Origin of the sequence: Pukyongiella litopenaei (assembly GCF_003008555.2) — a bacterium.
GTDB classification, from domain to species: domain Bacteria; phylum Pseudomonadota; class Alphaproteobacteria; order Rhodobacterales; family Rhodobacteraceae; genus Pukyongiella; species Pukyongiella litopenaei.
In genome coordinates this window covers 647,429-667,187 of record NZ_CP027665.1, presented here as the reverse complement: position 1 = coordinate 667,187, position 19,759 = coordinate 647,429, and the positions used below count along the sequence as shown (strand labels likewise).

Sequence of the window (19,759 nt, the reverse complement as noted above, 5' to 3'; positions counted from 1 at the left end):
CTGCGTTACCAGCTGATCTCTTCCGGCGTCAGTTTGTCGGCGTTGACGGTCACCTCGTGTACCGCGCCGTCGCTGAACCGGATCACCCGGTCCGCCATTGCCGCCTGGGCGGCGGCATGGGTGACGATCAGAACGGTGGACCCGAGCTGTTCGTTCACGTCCTTCAGCACGTTCAGCACCGACCGGCCGGTGGCGCTGTCCAATGCGCCGGTGGGTTCGTCGCAGAACAGTACGTCGGGCTGTTTGGCCACCGCGCGGGCGATGGCCACGCGCTGCTGTTCGCCGCCGGAGAGCTGGGCGGGAAAATGATCGGCCCGGTCCGCCAGCCCCACCAGCGCCAGCGCCTCGTCCGGGTCCATCGGGCTGTCGGCGATCTCGGTCACCAGTTCCACGTTTTCATGCGCGGTCAGGCTGGGCATCAGGTTGTAAAACTGGAACACGAACCCGACATGGTCGCGCCGATACCGGGTCAGCTCCCGGTCGGTCATCGCGCTCAGGTCGCGGTCGCGGAACAGCACCGTTCCCTCGGTTGCCCGGTCCAGCCCGCCGATGATGTTGAGCAGGGTCGATTTGCCGCTGCCCGACGGCCCCAGCAGCAGCACGATTTCACCCTCGGGGATTTCGAGATCGACGCCGCGCAGCGCGTGCACCGCCGCCGGGCCTTCGCCGTAGATCTTGCGCAGCCCGCGGGTGGTATAGGTGTTGGTGGTCATCGGTCCGCCTCCGTCCGCCGAAGGCTAGACCCGTGCGTTCGATATTGGCAAGGGCCGCTCAGGCAGGGTCGAGCGCCGTCAGTTTGGCGCGGGCCTCGATATGCGCCTCGATGGCGGCGATCTGGTCTGCGGTCAGTTTCAGACCCAGCCGGGTCCGGCGCCAGACGAAATCCTCGGCCGTCCGCACCCATTCGTGATCCATCGCCCAGTCCAGTTCGCGCGCGGTGATGCCGGCCCCGAACGCCGCGCCCAGGTCGTCGGCCGATGCGGCATCGCCCAGCAGGTCACGCGATTCGGTGCCGTAGGTGTGCACCAGGCGCCGGGCCTGCGCGTGATCGAGAAACGGGTAATCGGCACAGAGCGCCGCCGCCAGCGCGGGCGCGCCAGCGACGTCGAAATCGCCGCCCGGCAGCGGCACGCCCGCGGTCCAGTTGCCCCGCGCCTGCGGGAAATGCGGGGCGAGCCGGGCCAGAGCCGATTCGGCCAGCTTGCGATAGGTGGTGATCTTGCCGCCGAACACGTTCAGCAGCGGGGCGCCGCCGTCCTCGTTCATGCGCAGCACATAGTCGCGCGTGGCCGCCGTCGCCGAGGACGCGCCATCGTCATAGAGCGGCCGCACCCCGGAATAGGACCAGACCACATCCGCCTCGGTCACCGGCGTGAGGAAATATTCCGACGCGAAGTCGAGCAGATAGCGGCGCTCGGCCCCGGTGCAGACCGGCGGGCTGTCGGCGGCCTCATGTTCGGCATCCGTGGTGCCGATCAGGGTGAAGTCGTCCTCGTAGGGGATCGCGAAGATGATCCGCCCGTCCGTGCCCTGGAAGAAATAGCACCGGTCGTGATCGTAGAGCCTGCGGGTCACGATATGGCTGCCGCGCACCAGCCGGATCCGGTCGGGCGTCGATACATGCGCGGTGTCGCGGATGATGTCGCTGACCCATGGCCCGCCCGCGTTGACCAGCGCGCGGGCGGTGACGGTGGTTTCCCGCCCGTCGCGCGTGTCTTTCATCGTGACCGACCACAGCCCGTCCTCGCGCCGCGCCGACAGCACCCGGGTCCGGGTCATGATCCGGGCGCCGCGCGCGGCGGCATCGCGGGCATTCAGCACCACCAGCCGCGAATCCTGCACCCAGCAATCGGAATATTCATAGGCCTTGCGGAATTTCGGGTTCAGCGCCCGTCCCGCCGGGTCGCGGGTCAGGTCCAGCGTGGCGGTGCCGGGCAGGATCTCGCGCCCGCCCAGGTGATCGTAGAGAAACAGGCCCAACCGGATCAGCCAGGCCGGGCGGCGCCCCTTCATCCAGGGCATCACCAGCGACAGCAGCCGCGACGTGGGGGTGTCGTTCTCGAACCGCATATCCGCGTGATAGGGCAGCACGAACCGCATCGGCCACGCTATATGCGGCATTGCCCGCAGCAATACCTCGCGTTCGATCAGCGCCTCGCGGACCAGCCGGAACTCGAAATACTCCAGGTATCGCAGCCCGCCGTGGAACAGCTTGGTCGAGGCCGACGAGGTGGCCGAGGCAAGATCGTCCATCTCGGCCAGCGCCACCGTCAACCCGCGCCCGGCCGCGTCGCGGGCGATGCCGCAGCCGTTGATCCCGCCCCCGATCACGAACAGGTCGAAAGGCGCGTCGCCGCCGCGATCAGCTGTCATGGCCGTGCTCCGCGATCAGGATTTCGGTGCCCGCCCGTTTCGCCGCCGCGCAGAATTCGGGCGGCGGCGGGGCGTCGGTCACGACATAGTCCAGCTCGCCGACATCGCAGATGCGCACCTGTGCCGACTGGTCGAATTTCGACCGGTCGCAGGCCAGGATGCTGGTGCGCGAGTTGCGCAGGATCGCGCGCGCCACCGAGACCTCGCGCGAATCATAGTCCAGCACCGCGCCGTCGGCATCCAGCGCCGAGGCGCCGATCACCGCGTAATCCACCTTGTAGCGGGAAATGAACTCGACCGCATCCTCGCCCACGATGGCGCCGTCGCTCAGCCGGACGGCGCCGCCCACCAGCACCAGCTCGCGCGGGTTGCACCCGATCAGGGTGGTGATGATGTTGATGTTGTTGGACAGCACCACCAGATCCTTGTGGCCGGCCAGCGCACGGGCGACCTGTTCGGTGGTGGTGCCGATATTGAGCGTGAGCGAACAGGCGTCCGGGATCAGCGAGGCGGCAAGCCGCGCGATCGCATCCTTGTTGCGGGCATTCTGCCGGCGCCGCTCTGCATAGTCGCGATTGGCGACCGTGTCGATGTGACGGGCGCCGCCATGGGTGCGGGCCAGCAACCCGCGATCGGCCAGGTCGCGCAGGTCGCTGCGTATGGTCTGGGTGGTCACGTCGAAACGCGATGACAACTCGTCCACGTCGACGCGTTCGTGCCTGCGAAGCAGCTCCAGAATCGCCTCCTGACGGCCGTGAACGCCCACCTGTTCCGCTCCTCCCAATCGTTTGGTCCCGGTTGCCCCGGCCATGCGGGGTAACCTGCAATGTAGTCGATGCGGTGAAATTCGCCACTGAAAATTTTCTTTTGACTTTCATTTTCTTTCGAATGACGATGCAGGCGCTCTTTTCCAAGGAAAAGCGAAACACAGGGAGGATCAAATGCGAAGGCTTCTACTCTCCGCCGTTGCGGCATCTGCCGTGATCGCGGTCACGAATGCCGCGAGCGCCGACGAGGCGGCGGCACAGAAATGGATCGACGAGGAATTCCAGCCGTCGGTGCTCGGCAAGGACGAGCAGCTGGCGGAAATGAAGTGGTTCATCGACGCCGCCAAGCCTTTTGCCGGGATGGAAATCAACGTGCTGTCGGAAGGCATCCCGACGCATGGCTACGAATCCGAAACGCTGACCAAGGCGTTCGAGGAGATCACCGGCATCAAGGTCAATCACCAGATCCTCGGCGAGGGCGAGGTGGTGCAGGCGGTGCAGACCCAGATGCAGACCAAGCGGAACCTCTATGACGGTTATGTCAACGACAGCGACCTGATCGGCACCCATTCGCGGCTGCAACTGGCCTACAACCTGACCGAACAGATGGCGGGCGACTGGGCGGCGACGACCTCGCCGACGCTGGATCTGGACGATTTCATGGGGATCCAGTTCACCACCGGTCCCGATGGCAACCTCTATCAGCTGCCGGACCAGCAATTCGCCAACCTCTACTGGTTCCGCAAGGACTGGTTCGACCGCGAGGACCTGAAGACCGCCTTCAAGGAGAAATACGGCTATGACCTCGGCGTGCCGGTGAACTGGTCGGCCTATGAGGACATCGCGGAATTCTTCAGCGAGGACGTGAAGGAAGTCGACGGCACCACGATCTACGGCCACATGGACTATGGCAAGCGTGCGCCCGACCTCGGCTGGCGCATGACCGATGCCTGGCTGTCGATGGCTGGCGCGGGCGACAAGGGAGAACCCAACGGCGTTCCGGTGGATGAATGGGGTATCCGCATGGAGGCCGGCACCTGCAACCCGGTCGGCGCGTCAGTATCGCGCGGCGGGGCGGCCAATGGCCCGGCAGCGGTCTACGCGATCCGCAAATGGGATGAATGGCTGCGTAAATATGCCCCTCCCGGTGCGGCCAGCTATGACTTCTACCAGTCATTGCCGGCGTTGAGCCAGGGCAACGTGGCACAGCAAATCTTCTGGTACACGGCCTTTACCGCCGACATGGTGGCGCCGAAATCCGCGGGCAACAACACCGTGGATGACGATGGCAATCCGCTGTGGCGCATGGCGCCCAGCCCGCACGGCCCCTATTGGGAAGAGGGCCAGAAGGTCGGCTATCAGGATGTGGGGTCCTGGACCTTCCTGAAATCCACCCCGTCCGACCGGGCGCAGGCGGCCTGGCTCTATGCCCAGTTCGTCACCTCCAAGACGGTGGACACCAAGAAGAGCCATGTCGGCCTGACCTTTGCCCGCGACAGCACCGTGCGCCACGAGAGCTTCACCGAACGCGCGCCGAAACTGGGCGGCCTGGTGGAATTCTACCGCTCGCCCGACCGGGTGGCGTGGTCGCCCACCGGCATCAACGTGCCGGACTATCCCAAGCTGGCGCAGATCTGGTGGCAGCAGATCGGCGACGTGAACTCGGGTGCGTTCACCCCGCAAGAGGCGATGGACCGTCTCGCGCAGGAAATGGACACCGTGATGGGCCGGATGCAGGCCGCCGACGAACAGGCCAATGTCTATGGCGGTTGCGGTCCGCGCCTGAATCCGGAAAGCGATCCGGCGGAATGGCTGTCCAAGCCGGGCGCCCCCAAGGCCAAGCTCGACAACGAGAAACCGCAGGGCGTCACCGTCAACTATGACGAGCTGGTCGCCCGCTGGGCCGAGAACTGATCCCGCCGATCAGATGACACCGCACCGGGGCGCCTTTGCGCGCGCCCCGGTCGCACCGACAAACGGCAGCCGGGCGCAGGCCCCGGGACCAAGGAACAACGATGACGCTGGAACTGAAGAACGTGACCAAGCGCGTCGGCGCCGAGTTGCATGTTCACGAAACATCCATGCTGCTTGAACCGGGCGGGTTCAATATCCTGCTGGGCGCGACCAACGCGGGCAAGAGCACGCTGATCAAGCTGATGGCCGGGCTGGAAAAACCGACCGCCGGGCAGGTCTTCGTCGACGGGCAGGACGTCACCGGCCTGTCGCCGCAGAAACGCCGGATCTCGCTGGTGCACCAGTTCTTCGTCAACTACCCGCATATGAGCGTGTTCGACAACATCGCCTCGCCGCTGCGCGTGGCGGGGGTTCCAAAGGCGGAAATCGCGGATCGGGTCGAACAGGCCGCCGACATATTGCAGCTGCGCCCGATGCTGGGCCGGCGCCCGCAGGAACTGTCGGGCGGTCAGCAACAGCGCTGCGCGCTGGCCCGCGCCATCGTCAAGGAAAGCACCGCCATCTTCCTCGACGAACCCCTGGCCAATCTCGATTACAAGCTGCGCGAGGAACTGCGTGAACAGCTGCCCGCCCTGCTGGCTGGGCGCGGCACCGTGGTGGTCTATGCCACCTCCGAGCCGACCGAGGCGCTGCTGCTGGGCGGCAGGACCGCGCTGCTGCACGAGGGCCGCGTGACCCAGTTCGGCCCCACCGCCGAGATCTATCGCGCCCCGGCCAACCTGACCTCGGCGGCGGTGTTCTCGGACCCGCCGATCAACCTCGCGCCGGTCGTCAAGCAGGGCGGCAGGATCCTGCTGGGCGATCTCGACTGGCCGGCGACGGGCGAGGTGGCGGGCCTGGCCGATGGCGACTATACGCTGGGCGTGCGCCCGCATCACATCACTCCCGTGCGGCCCGATGCGCCCTCGGTGCAGATGACCGGCATGGTGCGGATCACCGAACTCAGCGGATCGGAAAGCGTGGCGCATTTCGAACTGGGCGGGCGCAGCTGGGTGTCGGTGGCCTCGGGCATCCACCCGTACCGCGTCGGCACCGCGCATGGTTTTCACATGATCCCCGGCCAGTGTTTCTATTTCGGCCATGACGGGGCGCTGGCGGCGAGGGGGGCGGCGCATGGCTAAGATCACGCTGGAAAAGCTGCGGCACAGCTACCTGCCGAACCCGGCGGGAGCGCAGGATTATGCGCTCAAGGAAATCGACCTCGATTGGACCGATGGCGGGGCCTATGCGCTGCTGGGGCCGTCAGGCTGCGGAAAATCCACCCTGTTGAACATCATCTCGGGGCTGCTGACCCCGTCCGAGGGGCGGGTGCTGTTCGATGGCCGCGACGTGACCGGGTTGCCGCCGGACCAGCGCAACATCGCGCAGGTGTTCCAGTTCCCGGTGATCTACGACACCATGAGCGTCTATGACAACCTGGCCTTTCCGCTGCGCAACCGGGGCGTCGACGCGGCGCGGGTCGATGCCCGTGTCCGCGAGATCGCGACCATGCTGGAACTGGACGGCCAGTTGCAGATCCGCGCCGCCAACCTGACCCCCGACAGCAAGCAGAAGATCTCGATGGGGCGCGGGCTGGTGCGCGACGACGTGAACGTGATCATGTTCGACGAACCGCTGACCGTGATCGACCCGGCGCTGAAATGGAAACTGCGCTCCAAGCTCAAGGAACTGCACCAGAAGATCGCGGTGACGATGATCTATGTCACCCATGACCAGACCGAGGCGCTGACCTTTGCCGACCAGGTGGTGGTGATGCAGGACGGGGTGATCGTGCAGATCGGCACACCGGTCGAACTGTTCGAGCGGCCGCAGCACACGTTTGTCGGCCATTTCATCGGATCGCCGGGCATGAACATCCTGCCCTGCGAGGTGACGGGGGGCGGCGCCCGGTTCGAGGGCCATGCCGTGGCGCTGGAAGGCCCTGTCACCCGCACCGGGGCGCTGACCGAGATCGGCGTGCGTCCCGAACATGTGCGCCTGGCCGATGACGGCATCCCGGCGGTGGTCCACAAGGCCGCGGACCTGGGCCGGCACATGGTGGTCGAGGCGCATGTGGGCGACCGGGTGATCAACGCGGTTACCGATGGGCCGGCGCCCGCGCAGGGGGCGCGGGTCCACCTGGCCTTCGACCCGGCGCAGACCCGGGTCTATGCGGATGGATGGATCGCGACCGAGGTAACGCGATGACGGGGGTGGCGCGATGAGGGCGGTGGCACGATGACGAGGGTGGCGCGATGAAGACGGAAAACCAACGCGGCTGGCTGTTCGTGCTGCCGGTGCTGGTGCTGGTGGCGTTCAACGCGCTGGTGCCGCTGATGACGGTGGTGAACTATTCGTTGCAGGAAACCTTCGGCGACAACCTGTTCTTCTGGCACGGGGTCGGCTGGTTCCAGGATGTCCTGCGGTCCGAACGCTTTCACGCGGCGCTGGGCCGGCAGGTGCTGTTCACCGCCACCATCCTGGCGATCGAGATCCCGCTGGGCGTGGCCATCGCGCTGGCGATGCCGCGCAAGGGGTTTTGGGTATCGGTCTGCCTGGTGCTGATGGCGCTGCCGCTGCTGATCCCGTGGAACGTGGTCGGCGCGATGTGGAACATCTTTACCCTGCCGGATATCGGCCTGCTGGGGTATTTCCTGAACAACGTGGTCGGCATCGACTACAACATGACCCAGAGCCCGGTGGCGGCCTGGATCACGGTGATCGTGATGGATGTCTGGCACTGGACCTCGCTGGTGGTGCTGCTGGCCTATGCCGGGCTGATCTCGATCCCCGAAGCCTATTACCAGGCCGCCAAGATCGACGGCGCGTCGAACTGGGCGGTGTTCCGCTACATCCAGCTGCCCAAGATGAAGCGGGTGCTGACCATCGCGGTGCTGCTGCGGTTCATGGACAGTTTCAACATCTACACCGAACCCTTCGTGCTGACCGGGGGTGGGCCGGGCAATTCGACCACGCTGCTGTCCATCGACCTGGTGAAGGTGGCGCTGGGGCAGTTCGACCTGGGCAACGCGGCGGCGATGTCGCTGATCTACTTTGCCTTTACCCTGCTGGTGAGCTGGCTGTTCTACACGATCATGACGAAGGACGAACAATGAAACCGCGCGCCCTGGTCCCGATCCTCTACATCCTGTTCCTGATGCTGCCGATCTATTGGCTGGTGGCGATGAGTTTCAAGACCACCAACGAGATCCTGGGGGGGTTTTCGCTGTTTCCGCAGCAATGGACGCTGGAAAGCTACCGCACCATATTCACCGATCCGACATGGTATTGGGGCTACATCAACTCGATCATCTATGTGTCTCTGAACACGGTGATTTCCCTGGCTGCGGCGTTGCCGGCGGCCTATGCGTTCTCGCGCTTCACCTTCTTGGGCGACAAGCATCTGTTCTTCTGGCTGCTGACCAACCGCATGGCCCCGGCGGCGGTGTTCGCGCTGCCGTTCTTCCAGCTCTATTCCGCGGTGGGGCTGTTTGACACCCACCTGGCGATCGCGCTGGCCCATTGCCTGTTCAACATCCCGCTGGCGGTCTGGATCCTCGAGGGTTTCATGTCGGGCGTGCCGCGCGAACTGGATGAAACCGCCTATGTGGACGGCTATTCCTTTCCGGCCTTCTTCGTCAGGATCTTCGTGCCGACGATCAAGGCGGGTATCGGCGTCACGGCGTTCTTCTGCTTCATGTTCTCGTGGGTGGAACTGTTGCTGGCCAAGACCCTGTCGGCGGTCGAGGCCAAGCCGATCGCGGCGGTGATGACCCGCACCGCGTCCTCGGCGGGCTACGAACTGGGCCTGCTGGCGGCGGCGGGCGTGCTGACCATCATCCCCGGCGCCATCGTCATCTATTTCGTGCGCAATTACATCGCCAAGGGCTTTGCCCTGGGGAGGGTGTGATGCGGCGTCTGTGGTTCCTCGCGCTGCTGGCGCTGGCGATCCCCGGTGCCGTGCTGGCGCAGCAGGCCGGCTGGGGCAATGTGGGCAAGCCCCAGGACGAGGTGTTTTCCTGGGCGAAATGGTGGACCGAACCGGCCTTTCCCGGTTTCTGGATGGCCTGGACGCGGGCGACCATCGCGTTTTTCCTGTTCATCTTTGCCTGTATCGGGCTGATGGCCGTGCTGGAACTGCGCCGCCCCGGCGGCAATGAACGCCACGGGGTGTTGGGCCTGACCACCACGCGCGGCGACCGGTTGTTCATCACGTTGCTGGGCTCGGCCTATATCTTCCTGGCCTGGCTGGGCCTTTTCGGCACGCCGCTCTGGGCGCCGCTGGCGATCGCGCTGTGCTGGGCCGCGTTCTGTTTCTGGAAGGTCTGAGCCGGTCCTTGATGCCGGACCGGCGTCTGCCGCGAGGCTGCGGCAGGAAAAGGCCCGCCGCTGGATGACAGCGGCGGGCCCGGGTCGCACCCTTTCGGGGGCGTGACGGCTCAGAGGTCGCGGACGCGCGCGATCAGGTCGACATCGCCGCGCACCAGGCCGATATCTTCGAGCTGGCGGTCGGTCAGGGCGAGCAGCACCTTGCGGGTCACGCGGGCGTCGTTCCATGCGACGACGGCGGCGACGGTTCCGGAAAGCGCTGCGCCGATACGGCCGATCAGACCGTGCGAGACGTAAACAGTACGAGTGGTATCAAGAGCAGCCATATCATGTCCTCCGATGGGTTTGTGTGAGTGGTAGCCGTTCATTTCGATCTTCGGCAGGTAGGCCGGACCATCGTGTCCGGCAACCGGCAAAAACGCATGACACCCATGCACGGGATGCAGAGCTGGTCCGGTCCGTAACAGTATCTGGGAAAAGGGAAAATTCCCGGTCGCCCAGTGTCGCAATCGGCGATTTCGATGTCGTTTCGGGACCGGGTTCCGCGGCCGGTGTCGCAACCGGATCGCGCGGTGTCGCGTTCAGGCCGGGTGGCAAAACGCTTGGATGGTGTTCGCCTTTCGTGCTAACCGTGTCCGCGAGGCAACAAAAACGGGCAGGGCCGGCGTTTCATGCGGATTCTGGGTGTCGATCCGGGGCTGAGAACCCTCGGCTGGGGCGTGATCGAATCGCGTGGCAGCCGTCTGACGCATGTGGCCAACGGGCTGTGCCGCTCGGGCGAGGGCGCGCTGGCGGACCGGTTGCTGGCGCTGTTCCGGCAATTGTCGGCGGTGGTGGCCGCGCATGACCCCGATGCGGCGGCAATCGAACAGACCTTCGTGAACAAGGACGGGGCCGGCACGCTGAAACTGGGCCAGGCCCGCGGCGTGGCGCTGCTGGCGCTGGCGCAGGCGGGGCTGGAGGTGGGCGAATACGCCCCCAACCGGGTCAAGAAGACGGTGGTGGGCGTGGGGCACGCGGAAAAGGCGCAGGTCGATCACATGGTGCGGTTGCAGCTTCCCGGCTGCGCGCCCGAGGGTCCGGACGCGGCCGACGCGCTGGCGATCGCGATCTGCCATGCCCACCATGCCACGGCACCGCGATTGCGGGAGCTGCGGGCATGATCGGGCGGCTGACGGGGCGGCTGGCCTATCGTGGTGCCGACCATGTGATGATCGACGTGGGCGGGATCGGTTACGAGGTCTATTGCTCGGAACGGGTGCTGGCGGCGCTGCCGGGGACGGGCGAGGCGGTGGCGCTGCATACCGATCTGCTGGTGCGCGAGGATCTGTTGCAGCTGTTCGGGTTTTCGACCCCGGTCGAGAAGGAATGGCACCGGCTGCTGACCTCGGTTCAGGGGGTGGGCGCCAAGGTGTCGCTGGCGATCCTGGGCGCGCTGGGGGCCGACGGGGTCGGCCGGGCGATCGCGCTGGGCGACTGGAACTCGGTCAGGGCCGCCAAGGGGGTGGGTCCGAAACTGGCGCAGCGGATCGTGCTCGATCTCAAGGACAAGGCCCCCGGCGTGATGGCGCTGGGCGGAACGGTGGCGGAGGCGATGGAGGGCGCGGCAGCGCCCGGGGAACAGGCTGTGGCCCCGAGGGCGGCGCTGGCCGGGGTCGCCGAACCGGGCGCGCAGGCGGATGCGCTTTCGGCGCTGGGCAATCTCGGCTATGCGCCGGGCGATGCGGCCGCGGCGGTGGCCGAAGCGGCCGGGGCCGAGCCGGGGGCGGATGCGCCGGGGCTGATCCGCGCGGCGCTGAAACTGCTGGCGCCGAAGGGATGAGGCCGCTCGTCCGCCCGACGGGCGACCTCGCTGGCGTCGCGGCCAAGGAGAGGACATGACCGAACCGGATCCGACCCTGCGGCCCGAACCGCTGCCCGAGGATGGCGACCGCGCGTTGCGTCCGCAGGTTCTTGACGATTTTATCGGCCAGGCCGAGGCGCGGGCAAATCTCAGGGTGTTCATCCAGTCCGCCCGGCAGCGCGGCGAGGCGATGGACCACACGCTGTTTCACGGGCCGCCGGGGCTGGGCAAGACCACGCTGGCGCAGATCATGGCGCGCGAGCTGGGGGTGAATTTCCGTATGACCAGCGGTCCGGTGCTGGCCAAGGCGGGCGACCTGGCTGCGATCCTGACCAATCTCGAGGCCCGTGACGTGCTGTTCATCGACGAGATCCACCGGCTGAACCCGGCGGTGGAGGAGGTGCTCTATCCGGCGCTGGAGGATTACGAGCTGGACCTGGTGATCGGAGAAGGCCCCGCGGCGCGCACGGTGCGCATCGAGCTGCAGCCCTTTACCCTGGTGGGGGCGACCACGCGGATGGGGCTGTTGACCACGCCGCTGCGCGACCGGTTCGGGATCCCGACCCGGTTGCAGTTCTATTCCGTGGACGAGCTGCACGAGATCGTGACCCGCAATGCGCGGCGGCTGGGTGCGCCGGCGGATGCGGCCGGAGCGCGCGAGATCGCGCGGCGCGCCCGTGGCACCCCGCGCATCGCGGGGCGGTTGCTGCGCCGGGTTGTGGATTTCGCGGTGGTCGAGGGGGATGGGCAGATCACCCGCGCGCTGGCCGACGGGGCGCTGACCCGGCTGGGGGTCGATCACCTTGGGCTCGACGGGGCCGACCGGCGCTATCTGCGGCTGATCGCCGAGAACTATGGTGGCGGGCCGGTCGGGATCGAAACCCTGTCGGCGGCGCTGAGCGAGAGCCGGGATTCGCTGGAGGAGGTGGTCGAGCCCTATCTGCTGCAGCAGGGCCTGATCCAGCGCAGCCCGCGCGGGCGGATGCTGGCGCGCAAGGCCTGGGAGCATCTGGGTCTGGCGGCGCCCGCGCCGCGCAAGGGGCAGAGCGATCTCTTCGGTTGATGCCGCCGCGATAGGCTTTTATGCCTCCGGCGGGGATATTTCGGGCAAGAGGAAGCGGCGGTGACACCGGACGAGATCGAGAGGCTGTTCACCCGCGATGACGGGGCCTATGCCTTTGCCCGTTGGGGGCGGCCCGTCGCGCCGGTGGTGTTCGGGGTCGACGCGGCAACGCTGGGGGTGGTCAAGGGCGCCTTTGAGGCGGTGTCGTCACTGACCGGCCACCCGCTGGCGGAGACCGATCCCGAGCTGGGATCGAACTGCATGGTGTTTTTCTTTCGCGACTGGGCGGAGTTGCTGGACGTGCGCGATCTGGACCGGCTGGTGCCGGACCTCGCGCCGCTGGTCGCGCGGCTGAAAGCTGCGGGGGCCAACCAGTACCGGGTTTTCCGTTTCGACGAGGCGGGCGCGATCCGGGCGGCGTTCGTGTTCCTGTGCATGGACGATGCGCTGGCGGCGCAGCCCGCCGAGGAGCTGGCGCTGGCGCAGGTGGTGCAGGTCATGCTGCTGTGGGCGCCGGGCGCGTTTCGCGACCGTTCGCCGCTGGCGCGGGCCGGGCAGGCCGTGATCCTGCGCCCGGACATCGCGGGGGTCATGCGCGCGGGGTATGATCCGGTATTGCCGGTCCAGGCCGGGGACCGGAGCCACGCGTTGCGGATTTTCGCGCGGCTGGAGGCGTCGGCATGAGCGTGCATCTGTTCCCGGTGCGGGTCTATTACGAAGATACGGACATGGGCGGGATCGTCTATCACGCCAATTACCTGCGCTATGTCGAACGCGCGCGCAGCGACTGGGTGCGGCAGCTGGGCAATGACCAGAATGCCATGCGAGAGGCCGGCATCGTCTGGGTGGTGCGCCGGATCGAGGCGGAATACCTGTCGACCGCGAAATTCGATGACGAACTGGTGGTGGAAACCACCATGCGGAAGGTGTCGGGGGCGCGGCTGGTGATGGATCAGCTGGTTCTCAGGGGTGAAACGCCGATCTTCCGCGCCTCGGTCACGGCCGTCTGCATGAACGCCGCGGGCCGCCCGGTGCGGCTTCCGGCAGAGATTCGCGCATTGCTGGCGTAACATGTCCTCACGGGTGGTTGTGTTGGCAATCGCTGCCTATCTGCGATAGTCTGCGCGCAATGACACGGCCTTGCGCAGGGCCGGACACGAGAGAAAAGAGCAGGCAGATGGAAGCAGAAACCTTGGCGTTGGCGCAGGGGATTGATTTCTCGTTGTGGGGATTGTTCGCGCGCGCGACCTTCCTGGTGAAACTGGTGATGCTGTCGCTGCTGGTGGCGTCCTTCTGGTCCTGGGCGATCATCATCCAGAAGCTGATCACCTACCGGGCGGCGCGGTCCGAGGCGTCGGTCTTCGACCGCGCCTTCTGGTCCGGCGAGCCGCTGGACGGGCTCTATGAGCAGATCGGCGCGCAGCCCGCGGGCAATTCGCAGAAGATCTTTGCCGCCGGGATGACCGAATGGCGGCGGTCGCACCGGCAGGATGGCGGGTTCATCGCCGGGGCGCAGGCGCGGATCGACCGGTCGATGGACGTGGCGATCAGCAAACAGTCGGAACGATTGCAGAACGGGCTGTCGGTGCTGGCCACGATCGGGGCCACGGCGCCGTTTGTCGGGCTGTTCGGCACCGTCTGGGGCATCATGAACGCCTTTATCGAGATCGCCGAGCAGCAGAACACCAATATCGCGGTGGTGGCGCCGGGGATCGCCGAGGCGCTGCTGGCCACTGCGCTGGGGCTGCTGGCGGCGGTTCCTGCGGTGATCTTCTACAACAAGCTGAGCGCGGATTGCGACCGGATCGTGGCCGGGTACGAGGCCTTTGCCGACGAGTTCGCCACCATCCTGTCCCGGCAGCTGGATTCCTGACCGATGGGCGCGGGCGTGCAGCAGAAACCGGCCGCGGGGCGGCGGCGGCGCGGGCGCGGGCGCGGCCGCCCGATGGCCGAGATCAACGTGACCCCGTTTGTGGATGTCATGCTGGTGCTGCTGATCATCTTCATGGTCGCCGCGCCGCTTATGACCGTCGGCGTGCCGGTCGAACTGCCCAGAACCGCCGCCAACGCGCTGCCGGCCTCCAGCGAGGAACCGCTGACCGTGACGCTGACGGCGGATGGCGAGGTGCAGATCCAGACCACGCCGGTGGTGCGCGACGAACTGGTGGCCAGGCTGCGCGCGATCGCCGGCGAACGCGACGATGACCGGGTATTCCTGCGCGCGGATGGCGCGATCCCCTATGCCGAGGTCATGCAGGTGATGGGCGCGCTGAATGCCGGGGGGTTCTTCAACGTGGGGCTGGTGACCGATACCGGCGGCCCGACGCTGGATCATGGCGGGCAGTGAGGCGGCGGCGTGCAGACCGGCACCAAGATTTCCGGGGCGGCGCATCTGGCGCTGATCGGCTGGGCGTTGCTGGGGGGCGCGTTCCGGTCCGAACCGCTGCCATACGAGGTGCATGAGGTGTCGCTGATCTCGGCCCAGGATTTTGCCGCGTTGGGTGCACCTAGCGCATCCGATGCGCCGCAGGTGTCCCAGCGGCCGCCCGCGCGGCCCGAACCAGCGCCCGAGCCGCCAGCGGATGACCCGGCCGAGCCGCCTGTTGCCGAGGCGCCCGACCTGACGCAGGAAACCGCGGCGCTGCCGCCGCAGCCCGAGGTGCCGGATGCCCCCGAGGCGCCGCTGGCGCAGCCCGAGCCGCGCCCGGCGGAACGGGTCGCGCCGGATCCGGTCGCACCGCCGCCGGTCGATGCCGCGCCCGACACCGACACGACGCCCGCGGTGGTCGAGGAGGATGGCGCGCAGACCGACCGCGACGCACAGGAGGCCACCGCGCCCGAGGAAGCCGGGGACCGGATCGAAACCGAGGCCAATGAACGCGAAACGCTGGCGCCGCTCGCCTCGGCCCGGCCGGTGTCGCGCCCCGACCGGCGCCCGGCCCCCGATCCGCAACCCGACACCACCGCTGAGCCCCGGCCGGAACCGCCGGTGGCCGATCCCGATCCCGATACCAACAGCGCCATCGAGGATGCGCTGGCCGCGGCGTTGGCGGACGGGGGCGACGAGGCGCCAGAACCCGCCGCGCCCGCCGCGCCCACGGGACCGCCGCTGACCGCGGGCGAACGGGAGGGCCTGCGGGTCGCCGTGTCGCGCTGCTGGAATGTCGGATCGTTGTCCTCGGAGGCGCTGCGCACCACCGTGGTCGTCGGCGTCAGCATGGCCCGCGACGGGGTTCCGGTGCGCGAATCGATCCGGATGCTGTCGGCCAGCGGAGGCTCGGGCGGGGCCGCCGAACAGGCGTTCGAGGCGGCGCGTCGCGCGATTATCCGCTGCGGGGCGCGGGGCTTCGATCTTCCGGCAGAGAAATTCGACCAGTGGCGTGATATCGAGATGACGTTCAACCCTGAAAGGATGCAGATCAAATGAGGAAACTGCTGACCGGCGTTCTGTTCGCCGCATCCCTTCTGACGGGAGGCGCCTTTGCCCAGACCGGCCCGCTGCGCATCGAGATCACCGAGGGCGTGATCGAACCGCTGCCCATCGCGGTGCCCGATTTCGAAGCCGCCGATGCCGGGTCGGCGGACCTGGCGCGGTCGATCTCGCGGCTGGTCGCGGCGGATCTGACCGGCACCGGGCTGTTCCGCGAGATACCGGCCGATGCCTTCATCAGCAGCGCCGGCGATTTCGACGCGCCGCTGCAATATGCCGACTGGAAGGCGATCAACGCCCAGGCGGTGGTGACGGGCTGGGTCGCGGTGTCCGGGTCGCAGCTGACGGTGCAGTTCCGCCTCTACGACGTGTTCTCGGACGCGGAACTGGGCGGCGGGCTGCAATTCAATGGCAGCACCGACACCTGGCGGCGGATGGCGCATAAGGTGGCGGATGCGGTCTATAGCCGGATCACCGGCGAGGGCGGCTATTTCGACAGCCGGGTGGTGTTCGTGTCCGAAACCGGGCCAAAGAACGACCGGCAGAAGCGGCTGGCGCTGATGGATTATGACGGGGCGAACCTGCAATACCTCACCGACAGTTCCACCATCGTGCTGGCGCCGCGGTTTTCACCCAGCGGGGACCGGGTGCTCTATACCAGCTATGAAAGCGGGTTTCCGCGCATTCATGTGCTCGACGTGGGCAAGGTCAAAAAGACAGTGCTGGAGAGCGGCGACGGGACCATGAGCTTTGCGCCCCGGTTCGCCCCGGACGGGCGCACGGTGGTGTTTTCGCTCAGCAAGGGGGGCAACACCGATCTGTACGCGATGGATATCGCCACCGGGGCGCAGACGCGGCTGACCAGTGCGCCTTCGATCGAAACCGCGCCCAGCTTTTCGCCCGATGGCAGCCGGATCGTGTTCGAAAGCGACCGCTCCGGCGGCCCGCAGCTCTATGTGATGCCCGTGGGCGGGGGCGAGGCGCAGCGGATCAGCTTTGGCCAGGGGCGCTATGGCACGCCGGTCTGGTCACCGCGCGGCGACATGATCGCCTTTACCAAGCAGAACAAGGGGCGGTTCCATATCGGCGTGATGCGGACCGATGGCAGCAACGAACGGTTGCTGACCGCGTCATTCCTGGACGAGGGGCCGACCTGGGCTCCCAACGGGCGCGTGATCATGTTCGCCCGCGAAACCCAAGGGGCGGACGGGCGCGCGGCGCTCTATTCGGTGGACATCACCGGGCGCAACCTGCGCCGGGTGCCCACACCCGAAGGCGGGTCCGACCCGTCCTGGTCACCGCTGCAATAGCGGCGCTGTTGAAAAAGCCGCTGCAATAGCGGCGCGTTCACATGCAACATGGCCTGTGCTAGGAAGGCCGCAACAATGAAAGAGGAACGGGCATGACCAAGGCAGGCAAGTTCGTAATTATCGCCGCGATGCTGGCGCTGGGCGCGTGTTCCAACGCCGCCAAGACGGGGGGCGGCAGCGCGCTGGGCGGCCCCGGCGCGGCGGGCACCGTGTCGGACCCGGCATCGCCGGCCTATTTCCAGCAGGTCGTGGGCGACCGGGTGCTGTTCGAGATCGACCAGTCCACGCTGACGCCCGCCGCCCTGAGCGTGCTTCAGGGGCAGGCGAACTGGCTGATGTCCAACGGCGCGTTTACCGCCGTGATCGAAGGCCATGCCGATGAACAGGGAACGCGGGAATACAACCTCGCGCTCGGTGCGCGCCGGGCCAACGCGGTGCGCGAATTCCTGGTGTCGCGCGGCGTCGCGGCCAACCGGCTCGAAGTGGTGAGCTATGGCAAGGAACGGCCTCTCGAGATCTGTTCGCAGGAAGCCTGCTATGCCAAGAACCGCCGCGCGGTCACTGTGCTGGCCGCCGGACTGACGGGGTAGGGCGATGAAACGTCTCGCGGCCCTGGCGCTGGCGATGACGGTGATGGCTGCGCCGCTGACGGCGCAGTCCGCCGATACGCTGGCCGATATCCGGCAGGAACTGACCGTCCTGCATGTCGAGATCCAGAAGCTGAAGCGCGAATTGTCCACGACCGGCGGCGCATCGGCCGCCGTCACCGGCGACAGCGTGTTGCAGCGGATGGCCTCGATGGAGGCCGAACTGCAGCGGCTCACCTCGCAGACCGAGGAACTGTCGCATCGCATCGACCGTATCGTTGCCGACGGCACCAACCGGATCGGGGATCTCGAATTCCGCCTGGTCGAACTCGAAGGCGGGGATACCAGCAAGCTTAGCGAGACGACCACCCTCGGCGGCGGGTCCGCCCCGGCCGCGCAGGGCACGGCCACGCCGCCCCCGGTAACCGGCGGCGAGGCGCCCGGCACCGCCGGGAGCGGCGAGATGGCCATCGGCGAAGAGGCCGATTTCCGCGCCGCCGAAACCGCGTTGCAGGCCGGGGACTACCCGCAGGCGGTCGCGCTCTATTCCAGGTTCGGCGACAGCTATCCCGGCAGCCCGTTCGCGGCGCGGGCGCGGCTGGGGCTGGGCCGGGCCTATGATGGCCAGGGCAAGACGCGCGAGGCCGCGCGGGCCTATCTCGACGCGTTTACCGCCGATGCCAGCGGCACCGACGCGCCCGAGGCGCTGTTCGAACTGGGCCGGGCGCTGGGCAAGCTGGGGCAGGTGGACCAGGCCTGCATCACGCTGGGCGAGATCTCGGTGCGCTTTCCCGGTGCGGCGGTCGAAACCAACGCGCGCTCGGAGATGACCGCGCTCAACTGTTCTTGAACGACCGGACCGGATTGATCGGGCGGCTGCGCGCGGCGCTGCCCGATCCGTTGCCGGTGCCGCTGGGCGTTGCCGTATCCGGCGGTGGCGATTCGGTGGCGTTGCTGCACTTTCTGACCGGTATCGTCCCACCATCCGCACTGGCCGTGGCCACGGTCGACCATCGCCTGCGCCCGGAATCGGCGCAGGAGGCAGAAGCGGTCGCGCAGCTGTGCGCGCACCTGGGCCTGGCACATGACGTGCTGGTTTGGGAGGACGGCTGGGACGGGTGCGGCAACCTGCAGGATGCGGCGCGGCACGCGCGCTATGGGCTGCTGGCGGGCTGGGCGCGGGACAAGCGGCTGGCCGCGGTCGCGTTGGGCCATACTGCCGACGATCAGGCCGAAACCGTCCTGATGCGGCTGGCGCGGGCCTCGGGCGTCGATGGTCTGTCGGGGATGCCCGCCGCGCGTTCGATCGACGGCGTCCGGTTCCTGCGGCCGTTGCTGGGGGTGACCCGCGCCGAACTGCGCGCCTGCCTGCACGCCGCGGGGCTGGGCTGGGTCGAGGATCCCGGCAATGAAAATGATGATTTCGACCGGATCAAGGCGCGGCGGGCGCTCGCGGCGCTGGCGCCTCTGGGCGTGTCGGCGCAGGGATTGGCCGAGGTCGCCGAAAATCTCCGGCAGGGCCGTGTGGCACTGGACCGTTTCGCGCATGACGCGGCCCGCCATGTGGCCCGCGTGGATGGCGGCGATGTCCTGCTGGACCGCGCCGCCCTGGCCGACCTGCCCGAAGAGATCGCCCGCCGGCTGGTGATCGGCGTGCTGCGATGGGTCGGCGATGCGGGCTATCCGCCGCGCCGCAGGGCGGTGGCGGGCATGTTGGCTGCGCTGCGCGAGCGGCGCGACATCACCCTGTCGGGCTGCCGGCTGGTCGCGGGCGACCCGGCCCGCATCTGCCGCGAATACGATGCGGTGCGCGACACGGTCTGCGCCGCCGGAACCGCCTGGGACGGGCGCTGGACCGCGACCGCGACCGGACCGGGACAGCAGCTGCGCGCGCTGGGCCGCGACGGCCTGGCCCGGTGCGGGAACTGGCGGGCGACCGGCCGGCCCCGCGCCGCGCTGCTGGCGGCGCCGTCGCTCTGGCAGGGCGACCGGCTGGTGGCGGCACCGCTGGCGGGGCAGGGTGAGGCGGTCATCGACCGGATCGGCGGGGCAGAAGGCTTTGCCCGGTCCCTTTTATCGCATTGAACCTCGCCAGAACCTCTCT

The 19,759-nt window shown here is 67.5% G+C and carries 22 protein-coding genes; 18 read left to right on the top strand and 4 right to left on the bottom strand.

Annotated features, from left to right (window positions below; translation table 11 throughout):
• Positions 1 to 5 precede the first annotated feature (5 nt).
• Genes C6Y53_RS03335 through C6Y53_RS03325 form a run of 3 tightly spaced genes read right to left on the bottom strand, consistent with a single transcriptional unit; the run spans position 6 to position 3,184 of the window.
• Positions 6 to 713, bottom strand: coding sequence for an ABC transporter ATP-binding protein (locus C6Y53_RS03335; protein WP_106471125.1), 708 nt, complete (start codon positions 711 to 713; stop codon positions 6 to 8).
• Between the two features lie 58 nt (positions 714 to 771).
• Positions 772 to 2,373 carry a glycerol-3-phosphate dehydrogenase gene (gene glpD / locus C6Y53_RS03330; RefSeq protein WP_106471124.1) on the bottom strand — a complete coding sequence of 534 codons (1,602 nt, stop codon included), beginning with the start codon at positions 2,371 to 2,373 and terminating at the stop codon, positions 772 to 774.
• Positions 2,363 to 3,184, bottom strand: coding sequence for a DeoR/GlpR family DNA-binding transcription regulator (locus C6Y53_RS03325; protein ID WP_211299448.1), 822 nt, complete (start codon positions 3,182 to 3,184; stop codon positions 2,363 to 2,365). The genes glpD and C6Y53_RS03325 overlap by 11 nt, the downstream gene beginning before the upstream one ends.
• 130 nt (positions 3,185 to 3,314) lie before the next feature.
• On the opposite strand from C6Y53_RS03325, the gene C6Y53_RS03320 reads away from it, so the two are divergent.
• From C6Y53_RS03320 to C6Y53_RS21385, 6 genes are all read left to right on the top strand, one after another.
• A complete protein-coding gene (locus C6Y53_RS03320) occupies positions 3,315 to 5,054 on the top strand; it encodes an ABC transporter substrate-binding protein (RefSeq protein WP_106471123.1) in 1,740 nt (579 codons plus the stop codon).
• Positions 5,055 to 5,155: 101 nt separating this feature from the next.
• On the top strand, positions 5,156 to 6,235 hold the full coding sequence (locus C6Y53_RS03315) for an ABC transporter ATP-binding protein (RefSeq protein ID WP_106471122.1): 1,080 nt from the start codon (positions 5,156 to 5,158) through the stop codon (positions 6,233 to 6,235).
• Positions 6,228 to 7,301 carry an ABC transporter ATP-binding protein gene (locus tag C6Y53_RS03310; RefSeq protein WP_106473941.1) on the top strand — a complete coding sequence of 358 codons (1,074 nt, stop codon included), beginning with the start codon at positions 6,228 to 6,230 and terminating at the stop codon, positions 7,299 to 7,301. Before C6Y53_RS03315 ends, C6Y53_RS03310 begins: the two co-directional genes overlap by 8 nt.
• Before the next feature lie 47 nt (positions 7,302 to 7,348).
• Entirely contained in the window at positions 7,349 to 8,209 is an 861-nt protein-coding gene (locus C6Y53_RS03305; RefSeq protein WP_106471121.1) for a carbohydrate ABC transporter permease, read from the top strand.
• On the top strand, positions 8,206 to 9,003 hold the full coding sequence (locus tag C6Y53_RS03300) for a carbohydrate ABC transporter permease (protein WP_106471120.1): 798 nt from the start codon (positions 8,206 to 8,208) through the stop codon (positions 9,001 to 9,003). Before C6Y53_RS03305 ends, C6Y53_RS03300 begins: the two co-directional genes overlap by 4 nt.
• A 152-nt stretch (positions 9,004 to 9,155) precedes the next feature.
• Positions 9,156 to 9,422: a DUF2160 domain-containing protein gene (locus C6Y53_RS21385; protein WP_342212777.1), complete on the top strand. Its 267-nt coding sequence runs from the start codon at positions 9,156 to 9,158 to the stop codon at positions 9,420 to 9,422.
• 110 nt (positions 9,423 to 9,532) lie between these two features.
• On the opposite strand, the gene C6Y53_RS03290 is transcribed toward C6Y53_RS21385, so the two are convergent.
• A complete protein-coding gene (locus C6Y53_RS03290; protein ID WP_106473940.1) occupies positions 9,533 to 9,748 on the bottom strand; it encodes a DUF1127 domain-containing protein in 216 nt (71 codons plus the stop codon).
• A gap of 345 nt (positions 9,749 to 10,093) precedes the next feature.
• On the opposite strand from C6Y53_RS03290, the gene ruvC reads away from it, so the two are divergent.
• The 12 genes from ruvC to tilS all read left to right on the top strand — a co-directional run bounded on the left by ruvC (position 10,094) and on the right by tilS (position 19,740).
• On the top strand, positions 10,094 to 10,585 hold the full coding sequence (gene ruvC / locus C6Y53_RS03285) for a crossover junction endodeoxyribonuclease RuvC (RefSeq protein WP_106471118.1): 492 nt from the start codon (positions 10,094 to 10,096) through the stop codon (positions 10,583 to 10,585).
• Positions 10,582 to 11,244 (top strand): Holliday junction branch migration protein RuvA, encoded by a 663-nt coding sequence (ruvA, locus tag C6Y53_RS03280; protein WP_106471117.1) that lies wholly within the window; start codon positions 10,582 to 10,584, stop codon positions 11,242 to 11,244. The genes ruvC and ruvA overlap by 4 nt, the downstream gene beginning before the upstream one ends.
• Before the next feature lie 55 nt (positions 11,245 to 11,299).
• Complete coding sequence (gene ruvB, locus C6Y53_RS03275; RefSeq protein ID WP_106471116.1) at positions 11,300 to 12,328, top strand: Holliday junction branch migration DNA helicase RuvB; 1,029 nt, start codon at positions 11,300 to 11,302, stop codon at positions 12,326 to 12,328.
• Positions 12,329 to 12,388: 60 nt separating this feature from the next.
• Positions 12,389 to 13,012 (top strand): hypothetical protein, encoded by a 624-nt coding sequence (locus C6Y53_RS03270; protein WP_106471115.1) that lies wholly within the window; start codon positions 12,389 to 12,391, stop codon positions 13,010 to 13,012.
• Positions 13,009 to 13,398 (top strand): tol-pal system-associated acyl-CoA thioesterase, encoded by a 390-nt coding sequence (ybgC, locus tag C6Y53_RS03265; RefSeq protein ID WP_106471114.1) that lies wholly within the window; start codon positions 13,009 to 13,011, stop codon positions 13,396 to 13,398. The genes C6Y53_RS03270 and ybgC overlap by 4 nt, the downstream gene beginning before the upstream one ends.
• 107 nt (positions 13,399 to 13,505) lie before the next feature.
• Positions 13,506 to 14,201 carry a protein TolQ gene (tolQ, locus tag C6Y53_RS03260; protein ID WP_106471113.1) on the top strand — a complete coding sequence of 232 codons (696 nt, stop codon included), beginning with the start codon at positions 13,506 to 13,508 and terminating at the stop codon, positions 14,199 to 14,201.
• 3 nt (positions 14,202 to 14,204) lie between these two features.
• A complete protein-coding gene (gene tolR / locus C6Y53_RS03255) occupies positions 14,205 to 14,675 on the top strand; it encodes a protein TolR (protein WP_106471112.1) in 471 nt (156 codons plus the stop codon).
• Positions 14,676 to 14,684: 9 nt separating this feature from the next.
• On the top strand, positions 14,685 to 15,755 hold the full coding sequence (locus C6Y53_RS03250; protein WP_106471111.1) for an energy transducer TonB: 1,071 nt from the start codon (positions 14,685 to 14,687) through the stop codon (positions 15,753 to 15,755).
• The gene (gene tolB / locus C6Y53_RS03245) at positions 15,752 to 17,068 is read left to right on the top strand and encodes a Tol-Pal system beta propeller repeat protein TolB (protein WP_106471110.1); all 1,317 of its coding nucleotides are present in this window, start codon (positions 15,752 to 15,754) and stop codon (positions 17,066 to 17,068) included. The genes C6Y53_RS03250 and tolB overlap by 4 nt, the downstream gene beginning before the upstream one ends.
• 92 nt (positions 17,069 to 17,160) lie before the next feature.
• Positions 17,161 to 17,658, top strand: a complete 498-nt coding sequence (gene pal, locus C6Y53_RS03240; protein WP_106471109.1) for a peptidoglycan-associated lipoprotein Pal — start codon at positions 17,161 to 17,163, stop codon at positions 17,656 to 17,658.
• Between the two features lie 4 nt (positions 17,659 to 17,662).
• Positions 17,663 to 18,505: a tetratricopeptide repeat protein gene (locus tag C6Y53_RS03235; RefSeq protein ID WP_106471108.1), complete on the top strand. Its 843-nt coding sequence runs from the start codon at positions 17,663 to 17,665 to the stop codon at positions 18,503 to 18,505.
• Between the two features lie 14 nt (positions 18,506 to 18,519).
• Positions 18,520 to 19,740, top strand: a complete 1,221-nt coding sequence (tilS, locus tag C6Y53_RS03230; protein ID WP_106473939.1) for a tRNA lysidine(34) synthetase TilS — start codon at positions 18,520 to 18,522, stop codon at positions 19,738 to 19,740.
• Positions 19,741 to 19,759: the final 19 nt, after the last annotated feature.